The following is a 25,661-nucleotide window of genomic DNA, read 5'->3' as shown; positions in this document are numbered from 1 at the left end:
CTTCAACCCGGCCCTGCGCGAGTTTTACCAGCGGCTACGCACGCAGGGCAAAGCGGGCAAGGTCGCCCTCGTGGCGGCGATGCGCAAATTATTGGTCATCCTCAACGCCAAGATGCGAGATCAACTGACGGCTAGCGCCGCCAGTTGATCAAGACAGTTGCTCTCCCGCAGGAGAGGGGCTTTCAGTGGCGCGGTGCATCATCCCCTTCTCCCGCCGGGAGAGGTGCCCCGCAGGGGCGGATGAGGGTACGGGCGCAGCCTCGTGGGGTTTGGTGGTCGGAGCGTCGCGCTGCTGACCGAGCACCATGCGGTTGAACGAAGCGTCGCGCTGTCGAATGCGTGAGTGGCTTTGCCCCGTACCCTCACCCCAACCCCTCTCCCGCAGGAGAGGGGCTTTCGGTGGCGCGGTGCATCATCCCCTTCTCCCATCGGGAGAAGGGGCCCCGCAGGGGCGGTTGAGGGTACGGGCGCAGCCTCGTGGGGTTTGGTAATCGGAGCGTCGTGCTGCTGACCGAGCACCATGCGGTTGAACGAAGCGTCGCGCTGTCGAATGCGCGTGTGGCTTTGCCCCGTACCCTCACCCCAACCCCTCTCCCGCAGGAGAGGGGCTTTAAGCTCGGGGCTGTGCGAGGAGCGCCGACTTGTTTCAATACCGCACGTGGTGCGCACAGTGCACGCGGCCCGTTTAACCCATGTAGCCCATGGGGCCTCCGCTAATGCTCCAACAGCGTCGCAGCATCAGCGCGTGACGCGCTTGACCGCCTTTTTCCCCACGGCCTTGCGGGCCGCAGTGGTCTTCGCCACGGCGCGCGTTGCCGGGGTCTTAGTGACCTTGGCGGCTTTCTTCAACGCGGTTTTGGTCACGGCCTTCTTGAGCGGGGCTTTCTTCACTGCGGCCTGTTTGGTTGCGGTCTGCTTGGCGACCGGCGCCTTCTTGGCTGCGGGCTTGGCCAGTGTCTTGGCAACCGGCTTCTTGACTGCCGCCGACTTGGCCGCTGCCTTCTTCGCTGCGGCGCGCGCATTCACCGTTGCCACGGCGGTCTTGCGCGCTGCGCTCTTGGCGGTGGTCTTGGCACTCAGCGCGGCCGCTTCGGCCTTGGCGTTGGCCTTGGCGGTTTCCAGCTTACGCTTGGTGGTGGCCTTGGTGTCGGTGATCTTCTTCTTGGCAGCGGCGCTGGTGCTGCTCAGCTTCTGCCTGGCTGCATCCCTGGTCGAAGTCAGCTTCTGCTTGGCTGCATCCCTGGTCGCGGTGAGCTTCTGCTTGGCGGCGTCCTTGGTGGCGACCAGCTTGTCCTTGGCAGCGTCTTTGGTGGCTGTCAGTGAGCGCTTGGTCCTGGTCACGCTGCGCTTCACGGCGGTGGCCGCATCGCCGGCTTTCCTGACCACGGTCTTTTCGGCCTTGACCACGGCCTTGCGCGCTTTTGCCACACGCGTCTTGACCTCTTCCACCGCCGTGCCGGCGACGTCCTGCACGCTGGCGACCGCCTCGCTGGTGGTGCTGGCGATGGTCTCGGTCAGCTCGGTGGCTGTGCTTTTTACGCTATCGACAGCGTCGGACAGGGTTGCCGTTACACCATTGCCGTTGCTCATAGACCCTCCTTAAGGGCGTCAGTGCGGAAAACCGGGCGATGCGCGACGGCACGCAACATGCTGAACAGGCATCGGATCAAGCGGACGCTACGCCGGGCCCGTCGGGCTGTCAACGCAATCACTGCAAGGGGTGCGCGGCACTTTCACCGGCAGTTAAATTGCACGCAGGCAACCTCGTTCAGCTTGATTTACGCAGTCAGACGCCCTATTCCTCTTCCACCGCGTAACCCGGAATCCGTTCCATGCGACCGCTGCCTACCCTGCTGACTCTTTCGCTGGCCGCTGCCTTCGGCGGATTTGCCGCCACCGGCATCAATGCCTGGCTCGACAACCGTGCCGAAGCCACCCCGGCCGGCAATGCCGCCTTTACCCTGCCCGCGGCCGCCGCATTGCCGGCCGCGGTCGCCGGGCAGCCAGTGCCGTCGCTGGCGCCAATGCTGCAGCAGGCAATGCCGGCGGTGGTGAGCGTCAATACCAAGCAGGTGGTGCGCGTACGCAACCCGTTCTTCAACGACCCGATCCTGCGCCGGCTGTTTCCGCAGGTGCCGCAGGACCGCATCAACGAATCGCTGGGGTCGGGCGTGATCATCGATGCGCAAAAAGGCTATGTGCTCACCAATCACCACGTCATCGAAAATGCCGACGACGTGCAGGTGACGCTTGGCGACGGGCGCACCGTCAAGGCCGATTTCATCGGCTCCGATGCCGATACCGACATCGCGTTGATCCGCATCAAGGCCGACAACCTCACCGACATCAAGCTGGCCGACAGCAACGCGCTGCGCGTGGGCGACTTTGTGGTGGCGATCGGCAACCCATTCGGGTTCACCCAGACCGTCACCTCCGGCATCGTCTCGGCGGTGGGTCGTAGCGGAATTCGCGGGTTGGGCTATCAGAATTTCATCCAGACCGACGCCTCGATCAACCCCGGCAACTCGGGCGGTGCACTGGTCAATCTGCAAGGCCAGCTGGTCGGCATCAACACCGCCAGCTTCAATCCGCAAGGCAGCATGGCCGGCAATATCGGCCTGGGCCTGGCGATCCCGTCCAACCTGGCGCGCAATGTGGTCGAGCAATTGGTGACCAAGGGCGTGGTGGTGCGCGGCACGCTCGGCCTGGAAACCCAGAACCTGACGCAGCAGATGCTGCAAGGCCTGGGCGTGGATTCGTTGCGTGGTGCGGTGGTGACGCGCGTGCTGCCGGGCTCCGCAGCAGCGGCGGCGGGCGTACAACCGGGCGATGTGGTGGTGGCCGCCAACGACCAGCGCGTGGACAGCGCCGAGGCACTGCATAACTACGAAGGCCTGCAGGCGGTGGGCAGTGCGGTAACCCTGGATATCCGCCGCGATGGCAAGCCGCTCAAGCTCAAGGCCACGCTGAAGGAGCAGGACCGCGCGGTCACCGGCGACATGCTTGACCCGCGCTTGAGTGGCGCCACCTTCGTGGACCTGCCCGAATCGCTGCGTCAATCCGGCATTACCGGGGTGATGGTGAGTGAGGTCAAACGCGGCGGTCGCGCCGCAGCCAACGGCCTGGTGACCGGCGATGTGATCGTGGCCAGCAGCGTCGGCGAGTTCGCCGATCTGGCCAGCTGGCGCGCCAATTTCCAGCGTAAACCGCAGCAGCTGGTGGTGCGCATCCTGCGCGGCAACGCGCAGTACGACGCGTTGATGCGTTGACGCGATGTGCACTGCACGCCGCCTCCACTAACGCCTCCTACACCCCCCCGATGCTATTGATACTGCTCGACCGCACGTGAGTGGCGGCTGCCCTCAATGACCCAAGGAGATATCGCATGAGCCCCACCAATACCGATCAGCTGAAGGACAACCTGAGCGAAGCCGGCACCCACCTGAAGTCGGCCGCCAGCGCCGCCGGCGAAGCCGTCAAGGGCGCCACCAGCGCTGCCGGCGATGAGCTCAAGCTCGGCCGCGCCAACGTCAAGGCCGAACTGTCCGACACCGCACTGGCCGGCATGGCCGCTGCCGAGTTCGGCGGCGCTGCTGCCAAGGAACAGATGGACGTGCTGGTTGCCAAGGGCAACGATCTGCTCGAAAGCGCCACCGACCTGATCCGCGAGCGTCCGCTGGCCGCTTTCGGCGTGGCGTTTGCCGCTGGCTGGGTGATCGCCAAGCTGGCACGCAGCAACGACAACTAAGTCGTGACCGATCAGGCCTCTACTGCTGCCGGAACCGATGCGCCGAACGCGCGTGCGGAAACGCCAGGACTGGACGAAAGCGTACGTGCGGTCGGCGCTGCCGGCCGCGCGACGCTGGGCTCGGCCAAGGACACCAGCCGCGCATTGCGCCGACTGGTGTCGGCCGATCTGCAGCTGGCACGCAGCGCTTTCGGGCGCGGATTGGCGTGGGCGTGCGTGGCCGTGGTATTTGGTGCCTCGTCGTGGCTGCTGCTGGCCGGTGCGATCATCGCCCTGCTGCAACGCGCCGGGTTGTCGTGGTTCCATGCGATGTTCTTTACCGCGCTGGCGAGTCTGTTGGTGACCGGCATCGCGGCGTGGCGGGTGTTCTTCTACTTCGACCACACCGGTCTCAATGCAACGCGCCGTCAGCTGATCAAGCTGGGCATCTTCGACGACAGCAACGAAGACGACGATGCCGCCGCGACGTCGGCCAGTGGAGCACGCACATGAAGTTTGGAACCTTGCGTCAGCGCGTCGAACGCGCCGAGTTTCTGGTGGAAGGGCGTGCGCAAGAGACGCGCCTGCACTGGGGTGAATTGCGCCAGACCTGGCGTGCAGGGTGGTCTCCAGTGCGCATCGTGCTGGTCGGCTTCGGGCTGGGGTTTGTCACCGGCCGCAACGAGCCGCAGGCCGCGCTGGGCAGCATTGCCGGCAAGCTCGGCGGTATCCCCAAGATTCTGCAGATGATCAGCACGATCTCTGCGCTATTCACGGCGCATCGCGCGCAGGAAGCCTCCCAGCAGGCAGAACGGGCCGCCGACAATGCCGAGGAAGTGGCTGCCGACCCGCCGGTGACCGTGGTCCAGGTACCGGTCGACCGCGCAGCTTGATCCAGGCGTGGTGTATGCGGCGGCTGGCGATCTGCTACGCCGCCGCTCTTGGCACCGGCAGGTTCCGGGATCTGCATAAGAGCAGTTAGCAAAGCATCGGCGCGACACGGCCGCGGTGCGTGCTCCGGGTGCTTATGTACCGCTCGTACGCTGCGCTTGCGAAAGCACCGCCCGCAGCAAGCGACGATCAATCACGACATTTTTAGCCCGTTCAAGCCACTGCTGAACCACGGCAGCTGCCAGGGCGCATAGCCGGCGTGCCTATGGCTCGTTACTCGACCGGCATATCCCAAGCATGTATTTCGCTGCCTCGTGCCATCCTTATTCGCTGAGCAACTGCTTGTATCTTTTGTCGGCCTTTTCAGGCTTGAGATAGTGGGTTCGCATGCTCAAGATGGCGCGCCGTTTAGCCGAGCGCACTTTGCGTCGCAGCTAGCGTCAAACCGCGCGCAGGCTGTCCACGTTGAAGCCGCTCTGTCGCCAGAATCACAAAGGTCGCCGGCAGCGGCCACATCGCGCGTCCACTCGACGTCTTGAGAACGGCGCAAGTCCTTTTGCGGCCGAGGCCGCCAGGCAGCCGTCCGTTCCCTGACATCTCGCCCACAGGCTCTGTGCGCGCCGTTGACGCGTTGTGCCGATAATGGCGCACCGCTGGCGGTGTGCCAGTCTGTTGCCAGGGCGCGCATGTCTCTTCCCGTCGATTCATTGGATGCTGCCGCACCGGCAGAGTCGCTTCCACCCGCACCGGCGCCCCGCCCGCGCGCGCCTGCTTCGATGGTCGTGCTGGCCACGCTGGCCGTTGGCTACACGCTGTGGGCGGCACAGACGATCATCCTGCCGATCATGCTGGCCGCATTTTTCGCGCTGATCGGCAACCCGATCCTGCGCGGCCTGCGCAAGCTCTATATCCCGCGGTTTCTCGGCGCATTGCTGGTGTTGTGCCTCGGACTGGCCGGCACCGTGACCCTGGCTGCGCAATTGGCCGGCCCCGCCGCCGAATGGGCGCAGCAGGCACCGCGGCAGATGCGCCAGATTGCGCGCGATGTGCGCGACCTCACCAAGCCGGTGATGCAGGCCAACCAGGCCGCGGAAAATTTTGCACGCGCGGCCGGTGGCGAAGGCCAGCGCAGCGTGCAGATCGTGCGCACGCAGATGGACGACCCCTACAAGGCGCTGGTCCGCACGCCCAAACTGGCCGCGTCGGTGCTGGCCGTGGTGCTGCTGACGTTCTTCTTCATGGTGTATGGCGAGAGCCTGCAACGGCATGCGATTGCCTTGCTGCCCAACCGCCAGCAACAACGCTTCACCACCGAAATCATGCTGGACATCGAACGCGAAGTGTCGCGTTACGTGCTCACCATCAGCGTGATCAACACGCTGGTCGGGTTGATATTCGCCGGTATTTTATATGTGCTGCAGATTCCGCTGCCCGAGGCGATCCTGTGGGGCACGGTGGTGGCACTGCTGAATTTTGCGCCGTATGTGGGCCCCTTGATCGGCGTGATGCTGATGCTGCTGATGGGCTTTGTGGAATTCCGCACCACAATGTCTTCGCTGCTGCCGGCCATCCTGTATCTGGCACTGCACACCATCGAAGGCCAGGTGGTCACCCCTATCGTGCTGGGCCGCCGCATGGCGATCTCGCCGCTGATGCTGATCCTGGCGCTGATGCTGTTCGGCTGGCTGTGGGGCATGGTCGGCCTGCTGCTGGCGGTACCGCTGCTGGTCTGCATCAAGATGGTGCTGAGCCGGGTGGAGGGGATGCAGCGCTGGGCCAGACTGCTGGAGTAGCGGGGATTCGGGATTCGGGATTGGGGAATCGCAAGAGCGGTGGTGCTGCTCTGCCCATTTCCTACTCCCGATTCCCCATTCCCAACGCAAGACCGTAAAATCTCGCGATGAGCTTCCACATCAGCGCCATCACTCTCGACCTCGACGATACGTTGTGGCCTTTTGCGCCGATCGGGGCGCGCATCGATCAGGTGTTGTACGACTGGATGTGCGAGCACAGTCCGGTCACCGCCGAGCGCTTTCCGGTGGAGGCGATGCGCGAGCTGCGTGAGCGCAGCTTTGCCGACAACCCGCACCTGCATCACGACCTCAGTGCGTTGCGCCGGTTGACGCTGGAAATGGCGCTGCGCGACAGCGGCGGCGATCTGGCGTTGCTGGAGCCGGCCTATGAAGTGTTCTATGCCGCGCGCAACCAGGTGGAATGCTATCCGGACGCGCTCGACGCGCTGGCGCGCATTGCCGCGCATGTGCCGGTGGCCGCGCTCAGCAACGGCAATGCCGATCTGCAGCGCATCGGGCTGATGCATCATTTCGCGTTTCAGCTGGGCTCGCGCGAACACGGCAGCGCCAAGCCAGACCCAAGCATTTTCCTGGCCGCCTGCGCCCGGCTCGAAGTGCCCCCCGCGCGCGTGCTGCACGTGGGCGACCACGTGCGCATGGACGTGCTGGGCGCACTGGATGCGGGCCTGCGCGCCTGCTGGATCAATCGCGACGGCGCCGTGTGGTCGCACCCCACCCAGCAGCCGGACCTGGAATTCGACAGCATGACCGGGCTGGCCGATTGGCTGGATGCGCGGCAGCCGCATCCCGGCCCCACGCACGCCGGCATCAGCATTCCCGCCTGAGCCCACTCTGCTCGGCGCATGGCGCCGCATTCGAGGATTTCCATGTCGCACCTCACCGGTTTCATCGATTCCAACGCCGCGGCCCTGCCGCTGTATGTGCTCGACCGCGAGGGCTTTACGCGCTGGTGCGCCGAACAACCCACCCGCGTGCTGTCGTGGGCGCAGGCCCAGCGTTTCGACGCGGCGCCAGGCAGCGTGCTGCTGTTGCCGGGCGACAACGGGCTGGCCGGTGCAATCCTGGGTGTTGGTGATCGTGCCGATGCCTACGCTTATGCGCATGCGCCGATGGCGTTGCCGCCAGCCAGCCGCTGGACCCTGGCCAACGCCTTGAGCGATGCCGAACAAGCGTTGCTGCACCTGGGCTGGGGCTTGGGCGCTTATCGTTTCGCGCGCTATCGCAAGGTGCCGCGCGCGCCGGCCGAGCTGGCCGCCACGCCATCGGCGCAGACGCGCGCCTTGATCGAGGCCTGCCTGCAGGTGCGCGACTGGGTCAATACGCCGACCGAAGACATGGGCCCGCAGCACCTGGAAGACGCCACCCGCACGCTGGCGCAGGCACATGGCGCGCAGGTCGATGCGATTGTGGGCGAGGCATTGCTGGCGCAGAACTTCCCCACCATCCATGCCGTTGGGCGCGCCTCGCATCGCGCGCCGCGGCTGATCCAGCTGCAGTGGGGCGATGCCGTGCATCCGCATCTGGTGCTGGTCGGCAAGGGCGTGTGCTTCGACACCGGCGGCCTGGATCTCAAGCCTGCCGATGGCATGCGCAACATGAAAAAGGACATGGGCGGCGCCGCGCATGCATTGGCGCTGGCCGGGCTGGTGATGGCGCAGCAGTTACCGGTGCGGCTGACGCTGCTGATTGCCGCAGTGGAAAATGCGGTGGGCCCGGACGCGTTCCGCCCTGGCGAAGTGATCACCACCCGCGCCGGCGTGACGGTGGAGGTGGACAACACCGATGCCGAGGGCCGCCTGGTGCTGTGCGATGCACTGAGCTATGCCACCGAACAACGCCCGGACCTGATCCTGGATTTCGCAACCCTCACCGGTGCGGCGCGCATCGCGCTGGGCCCGGACCTGCCTGCGTTGTTCGCCAACGACGATGCGTTGGCACAGGCCTGGATCAACGCTGGCGAACAGACCCGCGACCCGGTCTGGCGCATGCCGCTGTGGCGCCCGTACCTGCGTTATCTCAACAGCCATGTCGCCGACATGGCCAACGCCGGCTCGCGCATGGCCGGCGCCGTCACCGCCGCGCTGTATCTGGAACGCTTCGTGGCCCCGGGCCAACGCTGGGCGCATCTGGACGTCTACGCCTGGAACGACAGTGACCGCCCCGGCCGCCCGGCCGGTGGCGAAGCGCTGGCGCTGCGCTCGGCCTTTGCGATGCTGCAGCAGCGTTACGGCGGCTAACAATCCGGGCCGGTGTGGCGCTGGGGCCTTCGGCCCCGACCATCCCGGAAGCTGCAGGGGGGCGTTCGCTTGGCCAAGGACATGGAGGCTGCCGCGGGCATCACACGCCCACGGCAGCGTGTTCCGGATGATGCGGCACAGGCCGTGCCCGGCCGCGGGATGGTGACGCGGGCGCACATCCTTCCATACACCGCCCATTGCACCACCGGAGCCAGCCATGACGTTGCCACCTCCCTCGCCCCAGCACGCGCGCAGCCCTGTGCTGCCGCTGCTGGGCATTGCCGCCATTGCCGGCGGCGTTGCCATCGCATTCGCCTGGACGGCGGGCTGGATCGGCGGCGACCGGCTCACTGCCGCGCGCATGACCGATACCATCGAATCCAGCGGGCCGCCGCATCCGGGCTTCCGCCGCGCGCATACCAAGGGCGTGTGCGTGAGCGGGCAATTCCAGTCCAGCGGCAAGGCCACCTGGCTGTCGTCGGCGCGCATCTTCAGCCAGGCCAGCACGCCGGTGCTGGGGCGCATGTCGATCGGCGGCGGCGACCCCCACGGCCCCGATGGTCAGGCGCGCGTGCGCAGCATGGCGCTGCTGTTGCGCAGCGACGATGGGCAGGAGTGGCGGACGGCGATGAACAGCTTTCCGTTCTTCGTGGTGGCCACGCCGGCCGGCTTCCAGGCCCTAAATGTGGCCTCCAAGCCCGATCCGGCTACCGGCAAGCCGGACCCGGAGAAACTGGCGGCGTTCGGCAAGCAGTACCCGGAAGCGGCCAAGTTCCAGCAGTGGGCCAAGACTGCGCCATGGTCGGACAGCTGGGCCAATACGCAGTACAACGGCGTCAATGCGTTCCGCGCCATTGCCGGCGATGGGCGCGAACGCTACATCCGTTGGTCGATGCGCCCGCATACGCCATTCAAGGAATTGAGTGCAGAACAGCGCAAGCAGGCCGATGGCGATTTTCTCGCCACCGATCTGGACGCGCGGCTGGCGCAGGGGCCATTGCGCTGGGACATGGTGCTGACCGTGGCCGAGCCCGGCGATGCGGTGGACGACCCGTCGCAGCCGTGGCCGGCCAGCCGCAAGCAGATCGTGGCCGGCACGCTGTCGATCGAACGTGCGCAGCCGCAAGCCACCGGCACCTGCCGCGATCTCAATTACGACCCATTGATCTTGCCCAAGGGCATTGCCGCATCGAACGACCCGATTTTGGCGGCGCGCTCGTCGGTGTATTCGCAATCGTTCAATCGCCGCGAGCGCGAGATCGCCAACGGCCAGGGCAGCGCAGCCACCGGACAGGGAGCACGCCAATGAGCAGCCGCATGCACTTCAATCTGCCCGCACGCGTACTGCACTGGCTGATGGCCGCGATGATCCTGACCATGCTGTTCGTCGGTGTGGGCATGGTGGCCTCGGTGACGCAGCGGCCGTGGCTGATCGACCTGCATCGCCCGTTGGGTATCGCGATTCTGATCCTGGCGGTGCTGCGCTTGATCAACCGCTTGCGCCATCGCCCACCGCCGCTGCCGGCAGACCTGCCGGCGTGGCAGAAGGCCGCCGCGATCGCGTCGCACTGGCTGCTGTATGTATTGATGCTGGGCATGCCGCTGATCGGCTGGGCGATGTTGTCGGCTGGCGGCTACCCGATCGTGTTGTGGCCAGGCGCGAACCTGCCGGCGATCGCACCGCACGACCCGGCGCTGTATGCCTGGCTGCGCGGCGCGCATGGCTGGCTGGCGTATCTGTTGTTCGCCACCGTGCTGGGGCATCTGAGCGCGGCGCTGTTCCATGCCTGGGTGCGCCGCGACGGCGTGTTTTCCAGCATGGCGCGCGGGGAGCGGTCGGCGCGTTGATGGAGTGGAGCTGGAGTGGATAACGTGTTGTGCAGAGTGATTTCGCTGCGCGGATGTACTCTCCACTGCGCGCCCTTTTCCAATGGGAGAGGGGCTTGTCCCTTCTCCCGTCGGGAGAAGGTGCCCCGCAGAGGCGGATGAGGCTACGGGCGAAGCCTCGCAATGCTCATTCCCATGTGGCTGCGCTCCGTACCCTCACCCCAACCCCTCTCCCGCCGGGAGAGGGGCTTGATTCCTCCTCCCCTTGAAGGAGACCGATGTCCCGACGAGAGGGGCTAGTGTTTAACGCTGGCGTTTTGTTTTGACCGCAGGCGCAGATGCTTCGATGCCCTTGCCAGTCGCCGCCCAATAAATCCCGCCGTACAAATGCTCCAGATAACGTGGGTCGTTATAGGCCTCGGCCAGATGGCCTAGCGCAGTGGCGAAGACGCGGCCGCCTTCGAAGTGGTGGTACCAAGCCACCGGGTGCTGTTTGCCCATGCCCTTTGCGACTTGGCCCGGCCAGATCAGGGTGGGGTCGTAGCTGCTTTCGTCCACAGTGAGCAGCGTGACCAGGTCATCGCTGTAGGGCGGGTCGTATTCGTACCACTCATCGCTCCACACCCAGCGCTTGGGCAGGCCGGCCGTGGCCGGGAAATTGGCATCCACCACATCCACCATCGCGGTCTGCATGTACGGGTGTGTGCGGAACGAGCGGCCGATCATGTGGTCGTACCATTCCCAATCGCCGCGTTTGATCGCAAAGGCCTTGTGCACGGCGACCACGCCACCGCCGTTGCGCACGTAGTTTTGAAAGTTGGCCCGCTGCGCCGGGTCCAGATCGGTGGCCGGCGTATTGAGCAGCACGATGGCCGCGTACTGCCACAGATCGCCATCGAAGGCTTTCGCATTCCACGCCCACACCATCTCGACATAATGCTTGCGCGCCATCGCTTCGAATTGCGGCTTGGCCACGGGGATATAGTCGTGGTGATACTGGTTGGGAATGGCAGCCACCAAGATCTTGAATTGCTCGGCAGAGGCATTAAACGCGCACACCAACAGCAGGCCCGACAGCCACAGAGATTTCATGCATTGCTCGCCATTTTTTCCGATGCTGCGCAGTGTACCTGCGTGCAAATCGCATTCCTTCGCACGCGTCTGGAATAGCTGCGCTTGGCCGAGTCAAGCGAGTGATGCAACGGTTTCGATGCGGGGTGCGTGGGGTGATTGCATCGAGCAAGCGCTGCCCACCTGCATGCAATCGCACGCGCAGAAACGCCAGCGGCCTGCGCACGCCATCAGTCGAATGGCGGCGCTACAACCAGCCCTTCTGCCGCGCCAGCCGGTACGCTTCGATGCGATTGGCCACGCCCAATTTGCCGATGCATTCGGACAGATAATTGCGCACGGTGCGATGCGAGAGCTGTAACTGCTGCGCAATCTCGCTGGCAGAGCGGCCTTCGCCGGCCAGCCGCAGCACGGTGCGCTCGCGTTCTCTCAGGGGGTCCGCTTCTACCCACGCATCGATGGCCAGCTGCGGATCGATCACCCGCCCGCCGCGCTGCACCTGGCGCAGCGCATCGACCAATTGTTCGGCCGGCGCATCCTTGAGCAGATAACCGGCCACGCCGGCGTCCAGTGCACGACGCAAAAATCCCGGGCGCGCGAATGTGGTGACGATCATGACGCGCACCGGCAGCGCGTGACGCTGGATCCGCTGCGCCAGTTCCAGCCCGGTCAGGCCGGGCATCTCGATATCGGTGACCAGCACGTCCGGCTGCAGGCGCTGCAGTTCGCGCCACGCAGCAAGGCTTGGTCTTCGGCCAACAACACCCGGATCATCGGTCGCGCTCGCATGCAGACAACGGTGGCGCACGATAGCAGCCGCTGCGCTCGCCGTGCATTCGTCCAGCTGAGGTCGGCGTCTGCGCGCTCAACGCGACTGCGGCACTGCCGGCATGGGCAGCGGCGACGTTGCCGGTGCGGAGCCCGGCAATGGCACGCTGGCGCGCAAGCGCATGCCACGCGGCAGCGCTTCCACCTCCAGTGCGCCGCCCAGGCCATGCAAGCGTGCGCGCATGCCGTCCAGGCCGTTGCCGGGCACGATCACGCCGCCGCGTCCGTCGTCGGTGATCTCCAGCACCGCCTGCTCTCCGTGCGCACGCAAATTTACCCGCACACGTGTTGCCTGGGCGTGGCGCTGCACATTGGTGGCCGCTTTTCGTACCACCAGCGCAAGCGCGGTTTCGTGTTCGGGCGGCAGCGGCAGTGTCTCCAGTTGCTGTTCCAGCGTGATGCCGTCCAGGTCCAGAAGCACCCGCGCCGATGCCAGTTCGGCCACCAGGCCAGCGGCGCGGATGCCGGTGACCGCGCGGCGTACCTGCGCCAGCGCATCACGCGAGATCTGCGCCACGGCGTCGATTTCGTTGCGTGCCGCCTGCGGGTCGCGTTCGACCAGGCGTGCGGCAAGATCGGATTTGAGCGCCACCAGCGACAAGGTATGGCCGAGCAGGTCGTGCAGATCGCGGCCAATGCGCTCGCGTTCGGCCGTGGCCGCCAGCCTTGGACTTCGTCCTGCGACAGGCGCAGAAATGCATCCTTGCGTTCGTTGATGCTGTACACCGCACCCACGGCTGCCATGCCCAGCACCGAAACGGGCAACCACACCAGCGACTGCAAGCGCGTGCCCAGCCAGTGCGCCCAGCCCAGGTACAACGCGTTCATCAGCACCAGCATCGCGAAATGCCGCCACAACGCATGCCCCGTAGAGGGGCGCAGGCTCAGGCACGCGAAGATGAAATAGCTGATGCCCGAGGGATATACCGGCAGCAACGCGGCACTGAGCGCGCCCATCGCCCAGGCATGGCGGTACAGCGTGTCGCGTGGCGCCAGCAACATGCGCGCATACAGCAGCAGGAACAGCGGATACGACACGACTGTGCACAGCAGCCAGGTGCTGCCATAGCCACGCGAGGAAAACACCGGCACCACGAACACCCATGCCGACCACAGCAGGTGCACACAGTCCATCCACGGCGACTGGCCTTGCGCCAGGCGAGCGGCCACTTGCGAATTTGCGGCCGGACGAAGCCAGGCCGGGAGCCTTGCATGCATCGGAGTGGATCCTAGTCGTTCAGCGGATTCTGCCACTGCCGGGTTCGCCTGCGTGCGGCTCCGTACAGGACGATATGGGGGAGCGGCCTCATGCATGCACGCCACCGGTGATTGCCAGGCTGCGATTGCGTGCTGACGCAGCCAACTTGCCTGCGCAAGCGATGCAGATGCAGATGCAGATGCGAGCAAGGCATGCAGGTGGAACATTGCCGAGGAGCCGCCAGCATCGCCGCCCGCACCACTGGCGCACAGTTGCCGTTGTCATGCGCTCACCAGTGACAGCTGTCACTGGTGAGCGTGGTGGCGCTGGCTGCATGCTGCGCAGCATCTGGCCGTGCTCTCGGCGCACCGACCGTTCGTCGCCGCACCGCCGTTGGTGACTTCCGGCAGCTTGCGGCGCCGCCCGCAGACCGTCACATTTCGCGCAGCCTTCCGTCCTGGTCATCGATGAATACTTCCGCCGATCTGCTCAAGCAACTCCGCATCGACCGCCAGCGTCCTGCCACGCCACCGCCTGCACGTCGTGGCGGCTGGATCGCCGCTGCGGTTGTCATCGTCATCGTGCTGGCCGCCGCCGCGTGGTGGTTCACGCGCCGACCGGTGGTGAACGTGCAGACCGCGCCGGTGGTGGCGATCAGCGCCGGCAGCAGCAGCGCCTCCGTGCTGGATGCCTCCGGGTATGTGGTGGCGCGGCGCATGGCCACGGTGTCGTCGCAGGTCACCGGCAAGGTGCGCGAGGTCATGATCGAAGAAGGCATGCGTGTCGAACAGGGCCAGGTGATGGCCACACTCGACCCGCTGGATGCCGATGCGCAGCGCACCTTGTCTGCATCGCAATTGTCGGCCGCGCGCAGCCAGGTCGACAACATGCAGGCGCAACTGGCGGTGGCCAATGCCGATGCCACGCGCCTGCAGTCCCTGGTTGGCGCGCAATTGGTTTCCCGCTCGCAGTACGAGCAGGCCACCGCACAACGCGATGCCTTGCGCGCGCAGCTGCAGAATGCGCAGCGCAACGTGCGGGTTGCTTCGGACCAGCTGGCCATCGCCGGCATCCGTTCGGACTTCAATGTGGTGCGCGCGCCGTTTGCCGGCGTGGTGACGGCCAAGGCGGCGCAGCCGGGCGAAATCGTCTCGCCGTTGTCGGCCGGCGGCGGCTTCACCCGCACCGGTATCGGCACCATCGTGGACATGGAATCGCTGGAAATCGAGGTGGAAGTGGGCGAGTCCTACATCGGCCGCGTGCAGCCGAAGATGCCGGTGGAAGCCGTGCTCAATGCGTATCCGGAATGGAAGATTCCCGGCGAAGTGATCGCCATCATCCCCACTGCCGACCGCGGCAAGGCCACGGTGAAAGTGCGCGTGGCGCTCAAGCTCAAGGACCCGCGCATCGTGCCGGAAATGGGCGTGCGGGTGAGCTTTCTGGAACAGGCCAAGCCGCAGGAAACGGCCAAACCGCAGGGCGTACGCGTGCCGGCCGCCGCACTGGTGGAACGCGACAGGCGCACGGTCGCGTTCGTGGTTGGCGAGCACAACAGCGTCAGCGCGCGCGCGGTCACCACCGGCATGGTGATGGGCGAAGACAGGCAGGTGCTGTCCGGCCTGACCGCAGACGACAGCGTGGTGCTGAATCCGCCGGCGGCGTTGAAGGAAGGCGACAAGGTGGTCGAAGCCGGGCCGGACGCCGAGTAACGCAAACCAAAGACAGTGCAGGCAGCCCAGCTGCTCGGGGGAACACGGCAAGCGTTGATGGAAGCGGTAGATATGCTGGCGCTGGCGCCGCGCTGCGATACACGCTGTCGAATTCAGTAAAGCACCATCGACTGCGTCAGCGCGTACGCAGTCACGCTGCGCTTCAACATCGCTTCAATCGGTATAGCTGCACGCGTTTCAGACATCGCTTCAGTCCGTGCAGCACTGCACGCGTTTCACGCAGCAGCAGCATGTGGCGGCGTGCATCGCCGTAGCAGCACCCGATACCCGGCAGCCGCAGGCAGCACCACTCCACCGCACACCACCTCGTCGTGTCACTGCAGTGCCGCATCCAACATCCGCAGTCGCGTTGCCGCTTCGCTGTCGCTCTTCCCATTGCACCGCCAGGAGTCGCCATGTCCGCTCTCGTCAGCTTGCGCAACATCACCAAGACCTACCAACGCGGCCCCGAGCAAGTGCAGGTGCTGCACGGCATCGACCTGGAGATCGCCAGCGGCGACTTCGTGGCGCTGATGGGTCCGTCCGGCTCGGGCAAGACCACCTTGCTCAATCTGATCGGCGGGCTGGACAACCCCAGCGGTGGCGAGATCGAGATCGAAGGCGAGCGTATCGACCGCATGAGCGGCGGCCAGCTGGCAACCTGGCGCAGCCACCACGTCGGCTTCGTGTTCCAGTTCTACAACCTGATGCCGATGCTTACCGCGCAAAAGAACGTGGAGCTGCCATTGCTGCTCACCGCGCTCAATGCGGCGCAACGCAAGCGCAATGCAGAAATCGCCTTGACTCTGGTCGGCCTGCAGGAGCGCCGCAACCACAAGCCCAGCGAGCTGTCCGGCGGCCAGCAGCAACGCGTGGCGATTGCGCGCGCCATTGTCTCCGACCCCACCTTCCTGATCTGCGACGAACCCACCGGCGATCTGGACCGCCACAACGCCGAAGAAATCCTGCGCCTGCTGCAGGAGCTCAATCGCGAACATGGCAAGACCATCGTGATGGTCACGCATGACCCCAAGGCCGCCGAATACGCCACCCATACCATCCATCTGGACAAGGGCGAGCTGGCCGACGCGCCGCTTGCACTGTAAGGGAGCGCTGCCATGAAGTATCTCTGGTTGGTGTGGGCCCAGTTGTTCCGCAGCAAGACCCGCACCCTGCTGACCTTGCTCTCGGTGGTGGCGGCGTTTTTATTGTTCGGCATGCTCGATTCGGTGCGCGTGGCCTTCACCGCCGGCGGCAGCGTCAGCGGCGTGGACCGGCTGGTGGTGGCCTCGCGCCTGTCGATCACCCAGTCGTTGCCGATCAATCTGGAAGCGCAGATCCGCCGCGTGCCGGGCGTGCGCGATGTGACCTCGGCGATGTGGTTCGGCGGCATCTATCGCGACCCGAAGAACTTCTTCCCGAATTTTTCGGTGGCGCCCAATTTCTTCGATGTCTACAGCGAATACCAATTGCCCAAGGACCAGCTCAAGGCCTTCCAGACCACGCGCACCGGCGCGGTGGTCGGCGAAAGCCTGGCCAAGGAAAATGGCTGGAAACTCGGCGACACCGTCCCGCTGCAGGCCACCATCTTTCCGCGCGGCGGCAGCAACGACTGGCCGCTGGAACTGGTCGGCATCTTTCGCATGAAAGACCGCACGGTGGCCGCCAACCAGGAACGTCAGTTGATGATGAACTGGAAATACTTCGACGAATCCAACGACTACATCAAGAGCCGGGTCAGCTGGTACACGGTGACGCTGCGCAATGCCGACCAGGCCTCGCGCGTGGCGCAGGCGATCGATGCGTTGTCGGCCAACTCCGATCACGAAACCAAGTCGCAGACCGAATCGGCGTTCCAGCAGGCGTTCGTCAAGCAGTTTGCCGATATCGGCTTGATCGTCACCTCGATCATGGCCGCGGTGTTCTTCACCTTGCTGCTGCTCACCGGCAATACCATGGCGCAGGCGGTGCGCGAGCGCATCCCGGAGCTGGCCACGCTGAAGACGCTGGGCTTTCAGGACCGCACCGTGCTGAGCCTGGTGATGGTGGAATCGATGTTGCTGATCGGCCTGGGTGGCTTGATCGGCATGGGGCTGGCGGCGCTGGTGATCCCGGCAGTGGCAGCGCGCAGTGGTGGCCTGATGCCGACCCAGAGCGTGCCGCTGCAGACCTGGTTGGTCGCTTTCGGGCTGATGGTCGGCATCGGCCTTGTGGTGGGTTTGCTGCCGGCATTACGCGCGCAGCGTTTGAAGATCGTCGATGCACTCGCCGGCCGCTGACAGGAGCATGCACGTGCAACGCAAATGGAAAGATCGTGGTGTGAACCTGCTGTCGGTCGTGCTGCTGGCGCTCGGATTGGCGGCCTGGATCGCGCTGCCGTGGATGGCGCTGCTGCCGATCGCGGCACTGCTGGCGGTGTGGCTGGTGGTCACCCGCAGCGGCCGGCTCTCGCTGGCGGCCGCGCGCATCGGTATCGCCACGTTGCCGCAACGCTGGGGGTCCAGCTCGGTGATCGTGGTCGGCATTGCCGGGGTGGTGGGCGTGCTGGTGGCAATGCTGGCGATGGGCCAGGGCTTCCAGGCCACGCTCAACAGCACCGGCGACGACACCACCGCCATTGTCCTGCGCGGCGGCTCGCAGGCGGAGACCAATTCGGTGATCACCCGCGATCTGGTGCCGCTGATCAGCAGCCTGCCCGGCATCGCCGCCGATGCCAACGGCCGCCCGCTGCTGTCGCCGGAACTCTCGCAAGTGGTCAATATCGCCTCCCGCTCCGATGGCACCGACGTCAACGCGCAACTGCGTGGCGTGGGCGAACAGGCCTGGGCGGTGCATGACAAGATCAAGATCGTGCAAGGCCGCCGCTTCACCAACGGCCTGCGCGAAATGGTGGTGGGCAAAGGCGCGTTGAATCAATTTCGCGGACTGGAGCTGGGCAAGACGCTGACGCTCGGCAGCCAGCAATGGACCGTGGTGGGCGTGTTCGCCTCCGGCGACGCGCACGATTCGGAGTTGTGGACCGACGCGCAGACCCTGGCCACCACCTATAACCGCAGCGCCTATCAGTCGATCAACGTGCGCACCAGCGGCAAGGCAGGCTTCAGCCAGTTCAAGACCGCCATGGCCGCCGACCCGCGGCTCAAGCTGGATGTGGAAACCACCCGCGCCTACTACGGCAAACAGGGCGGCGGCTTGAACAAGTTGATCAGCATCCTGGGCACGGTGATCGGCGCGATCATGGCGGTAGGTGCGGTGTTCGGTGCGCTCAACACCATGTATGCGGCGGTGGCCACGCGGGCGCGCGAGATTGCCACCATGCGTGCAATTGGCTTCCGCGGCACGCCGGTGATCATGGCGCTGATGCTGGAAACCATGCTGCTGGCGCTGCTGGGCGGGCTGCTGGGCGGGGCAATCGCCTGGGCGGTGTTCAACGGCTACACCGTCTCCACGCTGGGCAACAACTTCAGCCAGGTGGTGTTCCAGTTCAAGGTGTCGCCGGAGCTGTTGTGGAGCGGGCTGAAGTGGGCGCTGGGCATCGGCCTGGTGGGCGGGCTGTTCCCGGCGCTGCGTGCGGCGCACCTGCCGATCACCACAGCCTTGCGCGAGGTGTAGGCGGGCCGTTGACCCGCCGGGATTCGGGATTCGGGGTTCGTAGAGCCGAGCTAGGCGATGCGCTTGGTATCTGAATGTATTGCAGGCTGTCATCGTTTTGTCACTGCGTTGCGGTAGATGCGCGGGCCAGGCAGGCCGTAGCCTGCCCGGCCGTTGCATCCATCGATCTTCGCCATGACGCGCCTGATTTTGCTGGCCTGCGCCTGCCTGTGGCTGGCCGGCTGTTCTTCCTCTTCGACCTCGCTCAGCGAGCGCCTGGTTGCGCCCGGCGGCACCTCGCCGTTGCTGGACGAAGAACGCATTGCCGCCACCATCGCCACGGTGCCCAACCGCAGCGGGCATGTGGTCACGCGCGATGGCGTGCCGATCTTCTGGCGTGCGATCGATCCCGGCCAGTACGCCATGCAGTACCGCTACCTGGGTCAGCGCAACGACCCGGCGCATGCGCTGGATGTGGATTTTAGTTTCAAGGTCCCCACCACCGCGCCACCGACGCCACGCGGCACCGTGGTGCTGTTGCACGGCTGGATGATGGATGGCGATTCGCTGCTGCCATGGTCGCTGCAGCTGGCCCAGGCCGGCTACCGGGTGATCACCATCGACCTGCGCAACCACGGGCATTCCGGCGGTGGGCCATCCGGCTACGGCACGCGCGAATCCGACGACGTCATCGATGTGCTCGATGCGCTGCAACCGCGCGGCGAAATCCGCGGGCCACTGTATCTGTTCGGCATTTCCTACGGCGCGGCCACCGCGCTGTTCACTGCCGACAAACTCGGCGCGCGCGTGACCGGCGTGGTGGCGATGGAATCCTTCGCCAATGGCGGGCGCGGCATTCGCGACATGGTGCCGCACCTGCTCGCCAGCCAGCCGCACGGGTGGCGCGGGCAGGCGGTGGCCGCCTATGTGCGCTGGCGCTATGCCGACCAGAATATCGATGCGGTGATTGCAGCAGCCGATACCCAGCTCAAGCTGGATCTTGACCATGTCGATGTCGCGCACGCCCTGGCCGACACGCGCAGCTGCGTGCTGCTGTTGCATGGCGATGCCGATCAGCACATTCCGGTGGCACATGGCCGCACATTGGCGTTGGCCAGCGCACGTGCGCATTACGTGGAGCTGCCCGGCGAAAACCATCTGAGCCTGCCGTTACGGCTGGATCTGCTCGGCGGGCCGATCGATCAGTGGCTGGCGCAGCTGCAACAAGACCCCACCCATTGCCCTGCGCCGCAGGCACTGCCGGCCTCCACGCTGGCGGTTGCGATGCCGCTACCGGTACCGCGTAGTTGAGCGCGGCAAACGCGCTACGCTGACGTGCAGCATTCGCGCTGCTCCATGCCACACGCATCACGTGCAGTGCGGCGCTGACTCAGCGCACGGCCACCGGCTGCCGCGAACGCGCCACGCTATCGCCGACGAACAGCAGCAAACCGACCCAGATCGCAGCGAAACCGATCACGCGCCCCTGGTCGAACGGCTCATGGAAAAACCACACGCCCAGCAACAGCTGCAGGCTCGGCCCGATGTACTGCAGGATGCCCACCAGCGACAGCGGGATGCGCCGCACGCCATACGCAAATCCGATCAGCGGCACCGCCGTCACTACGCCGCCGAAGATCAGCAGCAGATCGGTGCGCAGATCCCAGCCGCTGAAGAACGCGCCACCATGTCCCTGCTCGCCCCAGGCTGCGAGCAGCACTGCCGGCACGAACAGGTACACGCTTTCCACGCCAAGGCCGGCGACCGCGTCCACCGCTACCAGCTTGCGCAGCAAGCCATAAATGCCGAACGACGCCGCCAGCCCCAACGCAATCCATGGCGGGGCGCCGGCATCGATGGTCAGCCACAGCACCCCGATAGCGGCGCACGCCACCGCCAGCCATTGAATGCCGCGCAGGCGCTCCTTGAGCACCACCACGCCCAGCAACACGCTCAGCAATGGGTTGATGAAGTAGCCCAGACTAGCTTCGATCACATGCCCGGCATTGATGGCCCAGATATACAGGCCCCAATTGAGCGCGATCGCCACGCTGCTGCCGGCCAGCATCCACAACGCGCGCGGCTGGGCGGCAATCGTGCGCCACCACCTCAGGCCGGAGGTCGCCAGCAGCCACGCCACCACCAGCACGGTGCTCCACACGATGCGGTGCGCAATGATCTGCAGCGATGGCACCACCTTGAGCAGATGCCAATACAGCGGCACCAGGCCCCAGATCACAAAGCTCGCCGCGTTCATCAACAACCCACGCCGCGCTTCCAGCGCCGTCACCGGCACGGGCGCGCTCATCGCCGCGCCCTGGCGAAGGTGACCACCAACACGCCGGCCAGAATCACCGCCATCGCGCCGATATCGTGCGCACTGAAGCGCTCATGCCCCAGCCACGCACCCAATGCGACGGCAATCACCGGGTTGACGTAGGCATAGCTGCCGGCCAACGCCGGGCGCACGTGATGCAGCAGCCACACGTAGGCGGTGAACGCCACGATCGAGCCGAACACGCACAGGTACGCCACCGCCAGCAGCCCCTGCGGGCTCGGCACGCTGTGCGGGCGCTCGCCGATCAGCAGGCCGGTGCCGACCAGCAACACGCCGCCGCACAACATCTGCCCGGCGGCGGTCATGAACGGCGATGGCAGATCGCGTCCGCGCGACCACACCGAGCCGAACGCCCACCCGATCGGTGCGATCAGCAGCAACACCAGTCCGCCCGGTGTGGCAGTAAGGCTGCTGCCGGCGTTGAGCCACACCACCCCCAGAAAACCGATCACGATGCCCAACCATTCGCCGCCGCTGGCATGCTGCCCGCGCAGGGCACCGAACAAGGCCATCCACAACGGCACCGAGGCCACCGCCGTGGCGGCCAGCCCGGAGGACACGCTGCGCTCGGCCAGCACCACCATGCCGTTACCCAGCAGCAGCAACGCCGCGCCCATCAGCGCCACGTTCTTCCATTGCACGCGCGTGGGCGCCGCCACACCGCGCCAGCGCAGCACGCTGTAGAGCACGCTGCCGGCAATGATGAAGCGCGCACCGGACACCATCGTCAGCGGCTGCGCGCCGCCTTCCAGCGCAAACCGGATCGCCAGATAGGTCGAGCCCCAGACCACGTAGACCAGCAGCAACGCAAGAACGACCAACCCGCTGCGCGCAGGCGCGGCAGCATCGTGAGAGGAAGACATCGGAACAGTGCCAGGAAGTGCAGCGGAAGCTTCGATTCTAGAGCACATGCGCACGCCAGCAGCCGCCGGCTGCGCTATGGTGCCGGTCACCCCGCAACCGAGAGTGCATATGCAGCGTCGTCTTCCCTGGCTGGCCCTGGCCGCCCTGAGCGCACTGTCTACCACCGCAGTGGCACGTGCCCCCGAGCCGTGGGAACTCAGCGCAAGCAAGCTGATCGACGCCGGGCTGGACGGATCGCTGGCGCCGGAAATCACCGCACCGGAGCAGGCCGAACTCAAGGTCATGCTGTCGGCCAACCGCGCCGGCGCGTACCTGCTCGGCGTCGCCAGCGCCAGCTACCGCACCCAGTGGTGCATGCCGGCAGGCAAGGTCGGCCCGCCGGATCTGCAAGCGATCATCGCCGATATCGGCGCGCTGCCCGATGCCCGCCAGCACGACGCCGCACCTGACTTGATCGTGCAGGCGCTGGCCAAACGCTATCCATGCGGCAGCGGCAGCAAGCGCAAGAATGCCGGCAGCGGCAAATAAGCAGACGCCGGCGAGCCGTAGAGCGCATTTATCGGCAACCGCCCAATGCCTGGCCTGGGTCACCACGCCGGTCGTTTGCATTTACAGCGGAGACCCACACGTAGCAGCAGCCGCTTGCTGGCTTAGACGGCGCGCTGAGCCGCGCAGCGTACGAGTGGTGCCTGCCGATTACGGGCGCCAGCTGTGTCCGCCTGGCGATGCGCACAGTCGGTTTGCCAGGCGCTCTTCGCTGCGTGGTCTAGGGTGCGATGCCCTCACCACTCAAGCTTGACAGTGGCTGACAAAACGCAATCTGCAGTCGTCAGATGAGGCAGACGGCGCGGAAAACCCGGAGTACATGCCGATTCCGGGCACCGGCCGCACCCGCAGGGCGGCGAGCGCAGTCGTCTTTAGCCACGCTTACCTGCGCGCTGCATCGCTTCTGGTGCGGATCGCCTTGAACTCCGAGCCGTCCTGCCAGCTCGGCCACTGCCGGCCGTTGGCCAGCACCACGCCCACGTCGTACACCAGGGTGGTATCGGCGGCATGGCCGCTGGCATCCCATTGCGGCGTCCAGCGGTCGCACGGCTGGTGGTAGCAGTCGGCGAAGTATTTATCGCGCAGCGCCTTACCCTTCGCGACGCCGCCATCGCGCATGTCCAGGCCGGGGCCAGCGGTGATCGCCGGCACGCCCATACGCGCGAACGCAAAATGATCGGCGCGGTAGAAGAAGCCCGCTTCCAGATTCGGGTCCGGCGAATAGCTGCGACCACGCGCCTTTGCGGCGGTTTCCAGGTCGCCTTCCAGCGACACCCGTCCACGCCCCCACGAGGCAATGTCGCGGGTCGGGCCATCCGGGCTGAACATCTCCATGTTGAGCACGGCCACGGTCTTGTCCAACGGCGCCAGCGGATGCGCCGCGTAATAATTGGCGCCAAGTAGGCCCTTTTCCTCTGCGGTCAATGCGATGAAGTACAGGCTGCGCTGCGGTTTGGAGCCGGCCGCGAACACGCGCGCCAGTTCCAGCACGCTGGCAACGCCAGTGGCGTTGTCCACCGCACCGCGTCGAATCGTATCGCCACCGGCATCGGCCTTGCCGATACCGAAGGCATCCCAGTGCGCGGAGAAGATCACCGTCTCATCCGGATGCTGGCTGCCGGTCAGTTTGGCCACCACGTTATGCGTGACCACACGCTCGCGCTTGAGCTTGAAGTCCACCGACAACGCCGCATCGCCCAGTGCCACAGGCGCGAAATCGCGTTGCTGCGCACGCGCCTTGGCCTGTTCGAAATCCAGACCAGCCTGTTCGAACAAGGACACTGCCAGTGCACGCTGCATCCAGCCACGCACCGGTACGTGCTGCGTCCTGGCATCGGCGTCGCTGCGTTCGATGTCGAACAACGGCGACATGCCCGAGCTCTGCACCGTGGCCCAGCCATACGCCGCTGGCGCGGTCTCGTGCACGATCAACACACCGGCCGCACCACGCCGCGCCGCCTCTTCGTATTTGTAGGTCCAACGGCCGTAGTAGGTCACCGCCTTGCCGTCGAATGCGCCCGACTGCGGCGATTCGAAATCGGCATCGTTGATCAGCACCACCGCGATCTTGCCGCGCAGATCCACACCCTTGTAATCGTCCCACTGCCGCTCGGGCGCGCTGATGCCATACCCAACGAACACCAGCGGCGCATCCTTGAGCGCTACCGCCTTCTGCGGACGCAGGCTCTGCAAGGTCACATCGCTGCCGTTGACCAGCGCCTGCGTCTTGCCGCCAACGCGCAAGCTGGCGCGCACCGGGCCCTCCACCTGCGCACGCACCAACGGCACCGCCTGCGTCCAACCGCCCTGCTCGCCACCTGGCTCCAGGCCGGCCGCCTTGAACTGTTCCACCAGATAATCAACCGTGCGCTGCTCGCCAGCACTCGCCGGCGCGCGGCCTTCGAATTCGTCCGACGCCAGCAGACGCACATGCCGCGACAACGCCTCGGCATCGATGCCGCCGCCCGGCAGATCGTTGGCGGCCTGTGCCACACCTCCCACAAACAGGCAGGCGGACAACAGCAGGATGCGCATCGGATTCACGGTGAGGCCTTGCAACGGATAGATGACACACAGTTTACAAGCGTGCAGCCAGCGCTGGCGCGCTATGACACGAGAATGCATCAATCGCATCGGTTGCATGCATGGCGAAGCGCGACTGACAAAACGGTGCGAGCGGTCGTCAGGTGCGGGCAGGCGGCGCGCTCCAAACCACTGTGTACGAGTGGTACATGCCGGTTCCGAGTAAAACTGCGCACGTCTGATGGCTTCCGTGACGGTGCGCGGCCCAGGACCGTCGAGAGGGAGTCGGTGATGTTGCAATCAGCTCATAACTGACAGGGTTGCTGTAATTGCGTGCTCTACGAGCTTTCCAATTCAATCCAATTAACCGCAGAGCTTTGAAAAAAGTCCTCGACCAACTATCAGATGCGGTGTCCTCATCGATTGCGGGACCGTTGGCGGCATGGATGCTGCCATCGAGCCCCATGGACGGGTGAACGGCGTGTCCTGCGGGCGGTGAGGGCACCGCGCACTCGACGACTTTGCGCTTTCTGCAGGGCCCTTGCCCGCCCACCATCGCAGGACACGCCGTGAATCCGTCCATGGAGGCTCTGGCGCGGCATCCATGCCGCTCAAGGTCCCGCGACGGTGAGCGGGCAAGGACCAGTCGGGATGGTCGGTGCGCAGAGCTTTCAACAGCGCAACGATCAACGCTCTGGTGCGGAATTTTGTTTCTTCTGGTAAACCACCAGCCAACTCTCTGGTGCGGTGTCCTCGCCGATTGCGGGACCGTTGGCGGCATGGATGCCGCCACCGAGCCCCCATGGACGGGTTAACGGCGTGTCCCGCGAGCGGTGAGGGCACCGCGCACTCGACCGACCGGCTTCTAGAGCCTGTTAACACTAATGATCTGAGCGGTTAAACTATTGCGCATGGAAATCACACCCGCACAATTTTCTCTCATCGAACAGTGTCTGCCGAGGCAGCGCGGCAATGTCGGCATGACCAACCTGCAAGTG

The 25,661-nt window shown here is 65.5% G+C and carries 21 protein-coding genes, 1 other RNA gene and 2 pseudogenes; 16 read left to right on the top strand and 8 right to left on the bottom strand.

Features of this window, described 5'->3' with window-relative positions:
- Positions 1–148 (top strand): annotated as a pseudogene (locus A7D16_RS22620) (IS110 family transposase); the annotation flags it as partial.
- A gap of 590 nt (positions 149–738) precedes the next feature.
- Here A7D16_RS22620 and A7D16_RS16820 read toward each other — a convergent pair.
- Positions 739–1,590, bottom strand: a complete 852-nt coding sequence (locus tag A7D16_RS16820) for a hypothetical protein (RefSeq protein ID WP_064634430.1) — start codon at positions 1,588–1,590, stop codon at positions 739–741.
- A 242-nt stretch (positions 1,591–1,832) separates the two neighbouring features.
- Between A7D16_RS16820 and A7D16_RS16815 the strand changes: the two genes are divergently transcribed.
- From A7D16_RS16815 to A7D16_RS16775, 9 genes are all read left to right on the top strand, one after another.
- The gene (locus A7D16_RS16815; RefSeq protein ID WP_064634429.1) at positions 1,833–3,269 is read left to right on the top strand and encodes a Do family serine endopeptidase; all 1,437 of its coding nucleotides are present in this window, start codon (positions 1,833–1,835) and stop codon (positions 3,267–3,269) included.
- A 116-nt stretch (positions 3,270–3,385) separates the two neighbouring features.
- Positions 3,386–3,748 (top strand): hypothetical protein, encoded by a 363-nt coding sequence (locus tag A7D16_RS16810; RefSeq protein ID WP_064634428.1) that lies wholly within the window; start codon positions 3,386–3,388, stop codon positions 3,746–3,748.
- 3 nt (positions 3,749–3,751) lie between these two features.
- Positions 3,752–4,240, top strand: coding sequence for a hypothetical protein (locus tag A7D16_RS16805; RefSeq protein WP_064634427.1), 489 nt, complete (start codon positions 3,752–3,754; stop codon positions 4,238–4,240).
- Entirely contained in the window at positions 4,237–4,620 is a 384-nt protein-coding gene (locus tag A7D16_RS16800; protein WP_064634426.1) for a hypothetical protein, read from the top strand. The genes A7D16_RS16805 and A7D16_RS16800 overlap by 4 nt, the downstream gene beginning before the upstream one ends.
- A gap of 684 nt (positions 4,621–5,304) precedes the next feature.
- Positions 5,305–6,411 (top strand): AI-2E family transporter, encoded by a 1,107-nt coding sequence (locus A7D16_RS16795; RefSeq protein ID WP_064634425.1) that lies wholly within the window; start codon positions 5,305–5,307, stop codon positions 6,409–6,411.
- A gap of 107 nt (positions 6,412–6,518) precedes the next feature.
- Positions 6,519–7,256: an HAD family hydrolase gene (locus A7D16_RS16790; RefSeq protein WP_064634424.1), complete on the top strand. Its 738-nt coding sequence runs from the start codon at positions 6,519–6,521 to the stop codon at positions 7,254–7,256.
- A 42-nt stretch (positions 7,257–7,298) separates the two neighbouring features.
- Positions 7,299–8,669 carry a leucyl aminopeptidase family protein gene (locus A7D16_RS16785; protein ID WP_064634423.1) on the top strand — a complete coding sequence of 457 codons (1,371 nt, stop codon included), beginning with the start codon at positions 7,299–7,301 and terminating at the stop codon, positions 8,667–8,669.
- Positions 8,670–8,886: 217 nt separating this feature from the next.
- Positions 8,887–9,978, top strand: a complete 1,092-nt coding sequence (locus tag A7D16_RS16780) for a catalase family peroxidase (RefSeq protein WP_064634422.1) — start codon at positions 8,887–8,889, stop codon at positions 9,976–9,978.
- The gene (locus tag A7D16_RS16775) at positions 9,975–10,517 is read left to right on the top strand and encodes a cytochrome b (protein WP_064634421.1); all 543 of its coding nucleotides are present in this window, start codon (positions 9,975–9,977) and stop codon (positions 10,515–10,517) included. The genes A7D16_RS16780 and A7D16_RS16775 overlap by 4 nt, the downstream gene beginning before the upstream one ends.
- 282 nt (positions 10,518–10,799) lie before the next feature.
- On the opposite strand, the gene A7D16_RS16770 is transcribed toward A7D16_RS16775, so the two are convergent.
- From A7D16_RS16770 to A7D16_RS16760, 3 genes and pseudogenes are all read right to left on the bottom strand, one after another.
- Positions 10,800–11,588, bottom strand: coding sequence for a ThuA domain-containing protein (locus tag A7D16_RS16770; RefSeq protein ID WP_064634420.1), 789 nt, complete (start codon positions 11,586–11,588; stop codon positions 10,800–10,802).
- A 226-nt stretch (positions 11,589–11,814) separates the two neighbouring features.
- Positions 11,815–12,360, bottom strand: coding sequence for a response regulator transcription factor (locus A7D16_RS16765; RefSeq protein ID WP_064634432.1), 546 nt, complete (start codon positions 12,358–12,360; stop codon positions 11,815–11,817).
- A 72-nt stretch (positions 12,361–12,432) separates the two neighbouring features.
- A pseudogene (locus A7D16_RS16760) lies at positions 12,433–13,613 on the bottom strand (sensor histidine kinase).
- 447 nt (positions 13,614–14,060) lie between these two features.
- On the opposite strand from A7D16_RS16760, the gene A7D16_RS16755 reads away from it, so the two are divergent.
- The 5 genes from A7D16_RS16755 (at position 14,061) to A7D16_RS16735 (ending at position 20,204) form a co-directional block, all read left to right on the top strand.
- Positions 14,061–15,302, top strand: coding sequence for an efflux RND transporter periplasmic adaptor subunit (locus A7D16_RS16755; RefSeq protein WP_064634419.1), 1,242 nt, complete (start codon positions 14,061–14,063; stop codon positions 15,300–15,302).
- A 416-nt stretch (positions 15,303–15,718) separates the two neighbouring features.
- Complete coding sequence (locus A7D16_RS16750) at positions 15,719–16,408, top strand: ABC transporter ATP-binding protein (protein WP_064634418.1); 690 nt, start codon at positions 15,719–15,721, stop codon at positions 16,406–16,408.
- 12 nt (positions 16,409–16,420) lie between these two features.
- On the top strand, positions 16,421–17,581 hold the full coding sequence (locus A7D16_RS16745; protein ID WP_064634417.1) for an ABC transporter permease: 1,161 nt from the start codon (positions 16,421–16,423) through the stop codon (positions 17,579–17,581).
- Positions 17,582–17,588: 7 nt separating this feature from the next.
- Positions 17,589–18,914 (top strand): ABC transporter permease, encoded by a 1,326-nt coding sequence (locus tag A7D16_RS16740; protein ID WP_064634416.1) that lies wholly within the window; start codon positions 17,589–17,591, stop codon positions 18,912–18,914.
- Between the two features lie 174 nt (positions 18,915–19,088).
- Positions 19,089–20,204: an alpha/beta hydrolase family protein gene (locus A7D16_RS16735; RefSeq protein WP_064634415.1), complete on the top strand. Its 1,116-nt coding sequence runs from the start codon at positions 19,089–19,091 to the stop codon at positions 20,202–20,204.
- 79 nt (positions 20,205–20,283) lie between these two features.
- Here A7D16_RS16735 and rarD read toward each other — a convergent pair whose 3' ends face one another.
- Complete coding sequence (gene rarD, locus A7D16_RS16730) at positions 20,284–21,201, bottom strand: EamA family transporter RarD (RefSeq protein ID WP_064634414.1); 918 nt, start codon at positions 21,199–21,201, stop codon at positions 20,284–20,286.
- A complete protein-coding gene (gene yedA, locus A7D16_RS16725; RefSeq protein WP_181920413.1) occupies positions 21,198–22,142 on the bottom strand; it encodes a drug/metabolite exporter YedA in 945 nt (314 codons plus the stop codon). The genes rarD and yedA overlap by 4 nt, the downstream gene beginning before the upstream one ends.
- A 28-nt stretch (positions 22,143–22,170) precedes the next feature.
- Between yedA and A7D16_RS16720 the strand changes: the two genes are divergently transcribed.
- Entirely contained in the window at positions 22,171–22,623 is a 453-nt protein-coding gene (locus A7D16_RS16720; RefSeq protein ID WP_064634411.1) for a Rap1a/Tai family immunity protein, read from the top strand.
- Positions 22,624–23,022: 399 nt separating this feature from the next.
- On the opposite strand, the gene A7D16_RS16715 is transcribed toward A7D16_RS16720, so the two are convergent.
- Together A7D16_RS16715 and A7D16_RS16710 are read right to left on the bottom strand one after the other, a co-directional pair.
- On the bottom strand, positions 23,023–24,675 hold the full coding sequence (locus tag A7D16_RS16715; RefSeq protein WP_064634431.1) for a M28 family metallopeptidase: 1,653 nt from the start codon (positions 24,673–24,675) through the stop codon (positions 23,023–23,025).
- 122 nt (positions 24,676–24,797) lie between these two features.
- Positions 24,798–24,874: non-coding RNA, sX9 sRNA (locus A7D16_RS16710), on the bottom strand.
- Positions 24,875–25,661 lie beyond the last annotated feature (787 nt).

Source organism: Xanthomonas nasturtii, from assembly GCF_001660815.1.
Lineage (GTDB): Bacteria > Pseudomonadota > Gammaproteobacteria > Xanthomonadales > Xanthomonadaceae > Xanthomonas > Xanthomonas nasturtii.
Note: the sequence above shows the minus strand (reverse complement) of the source record. Positions and strands in the feature narration are given on the sequence as shown.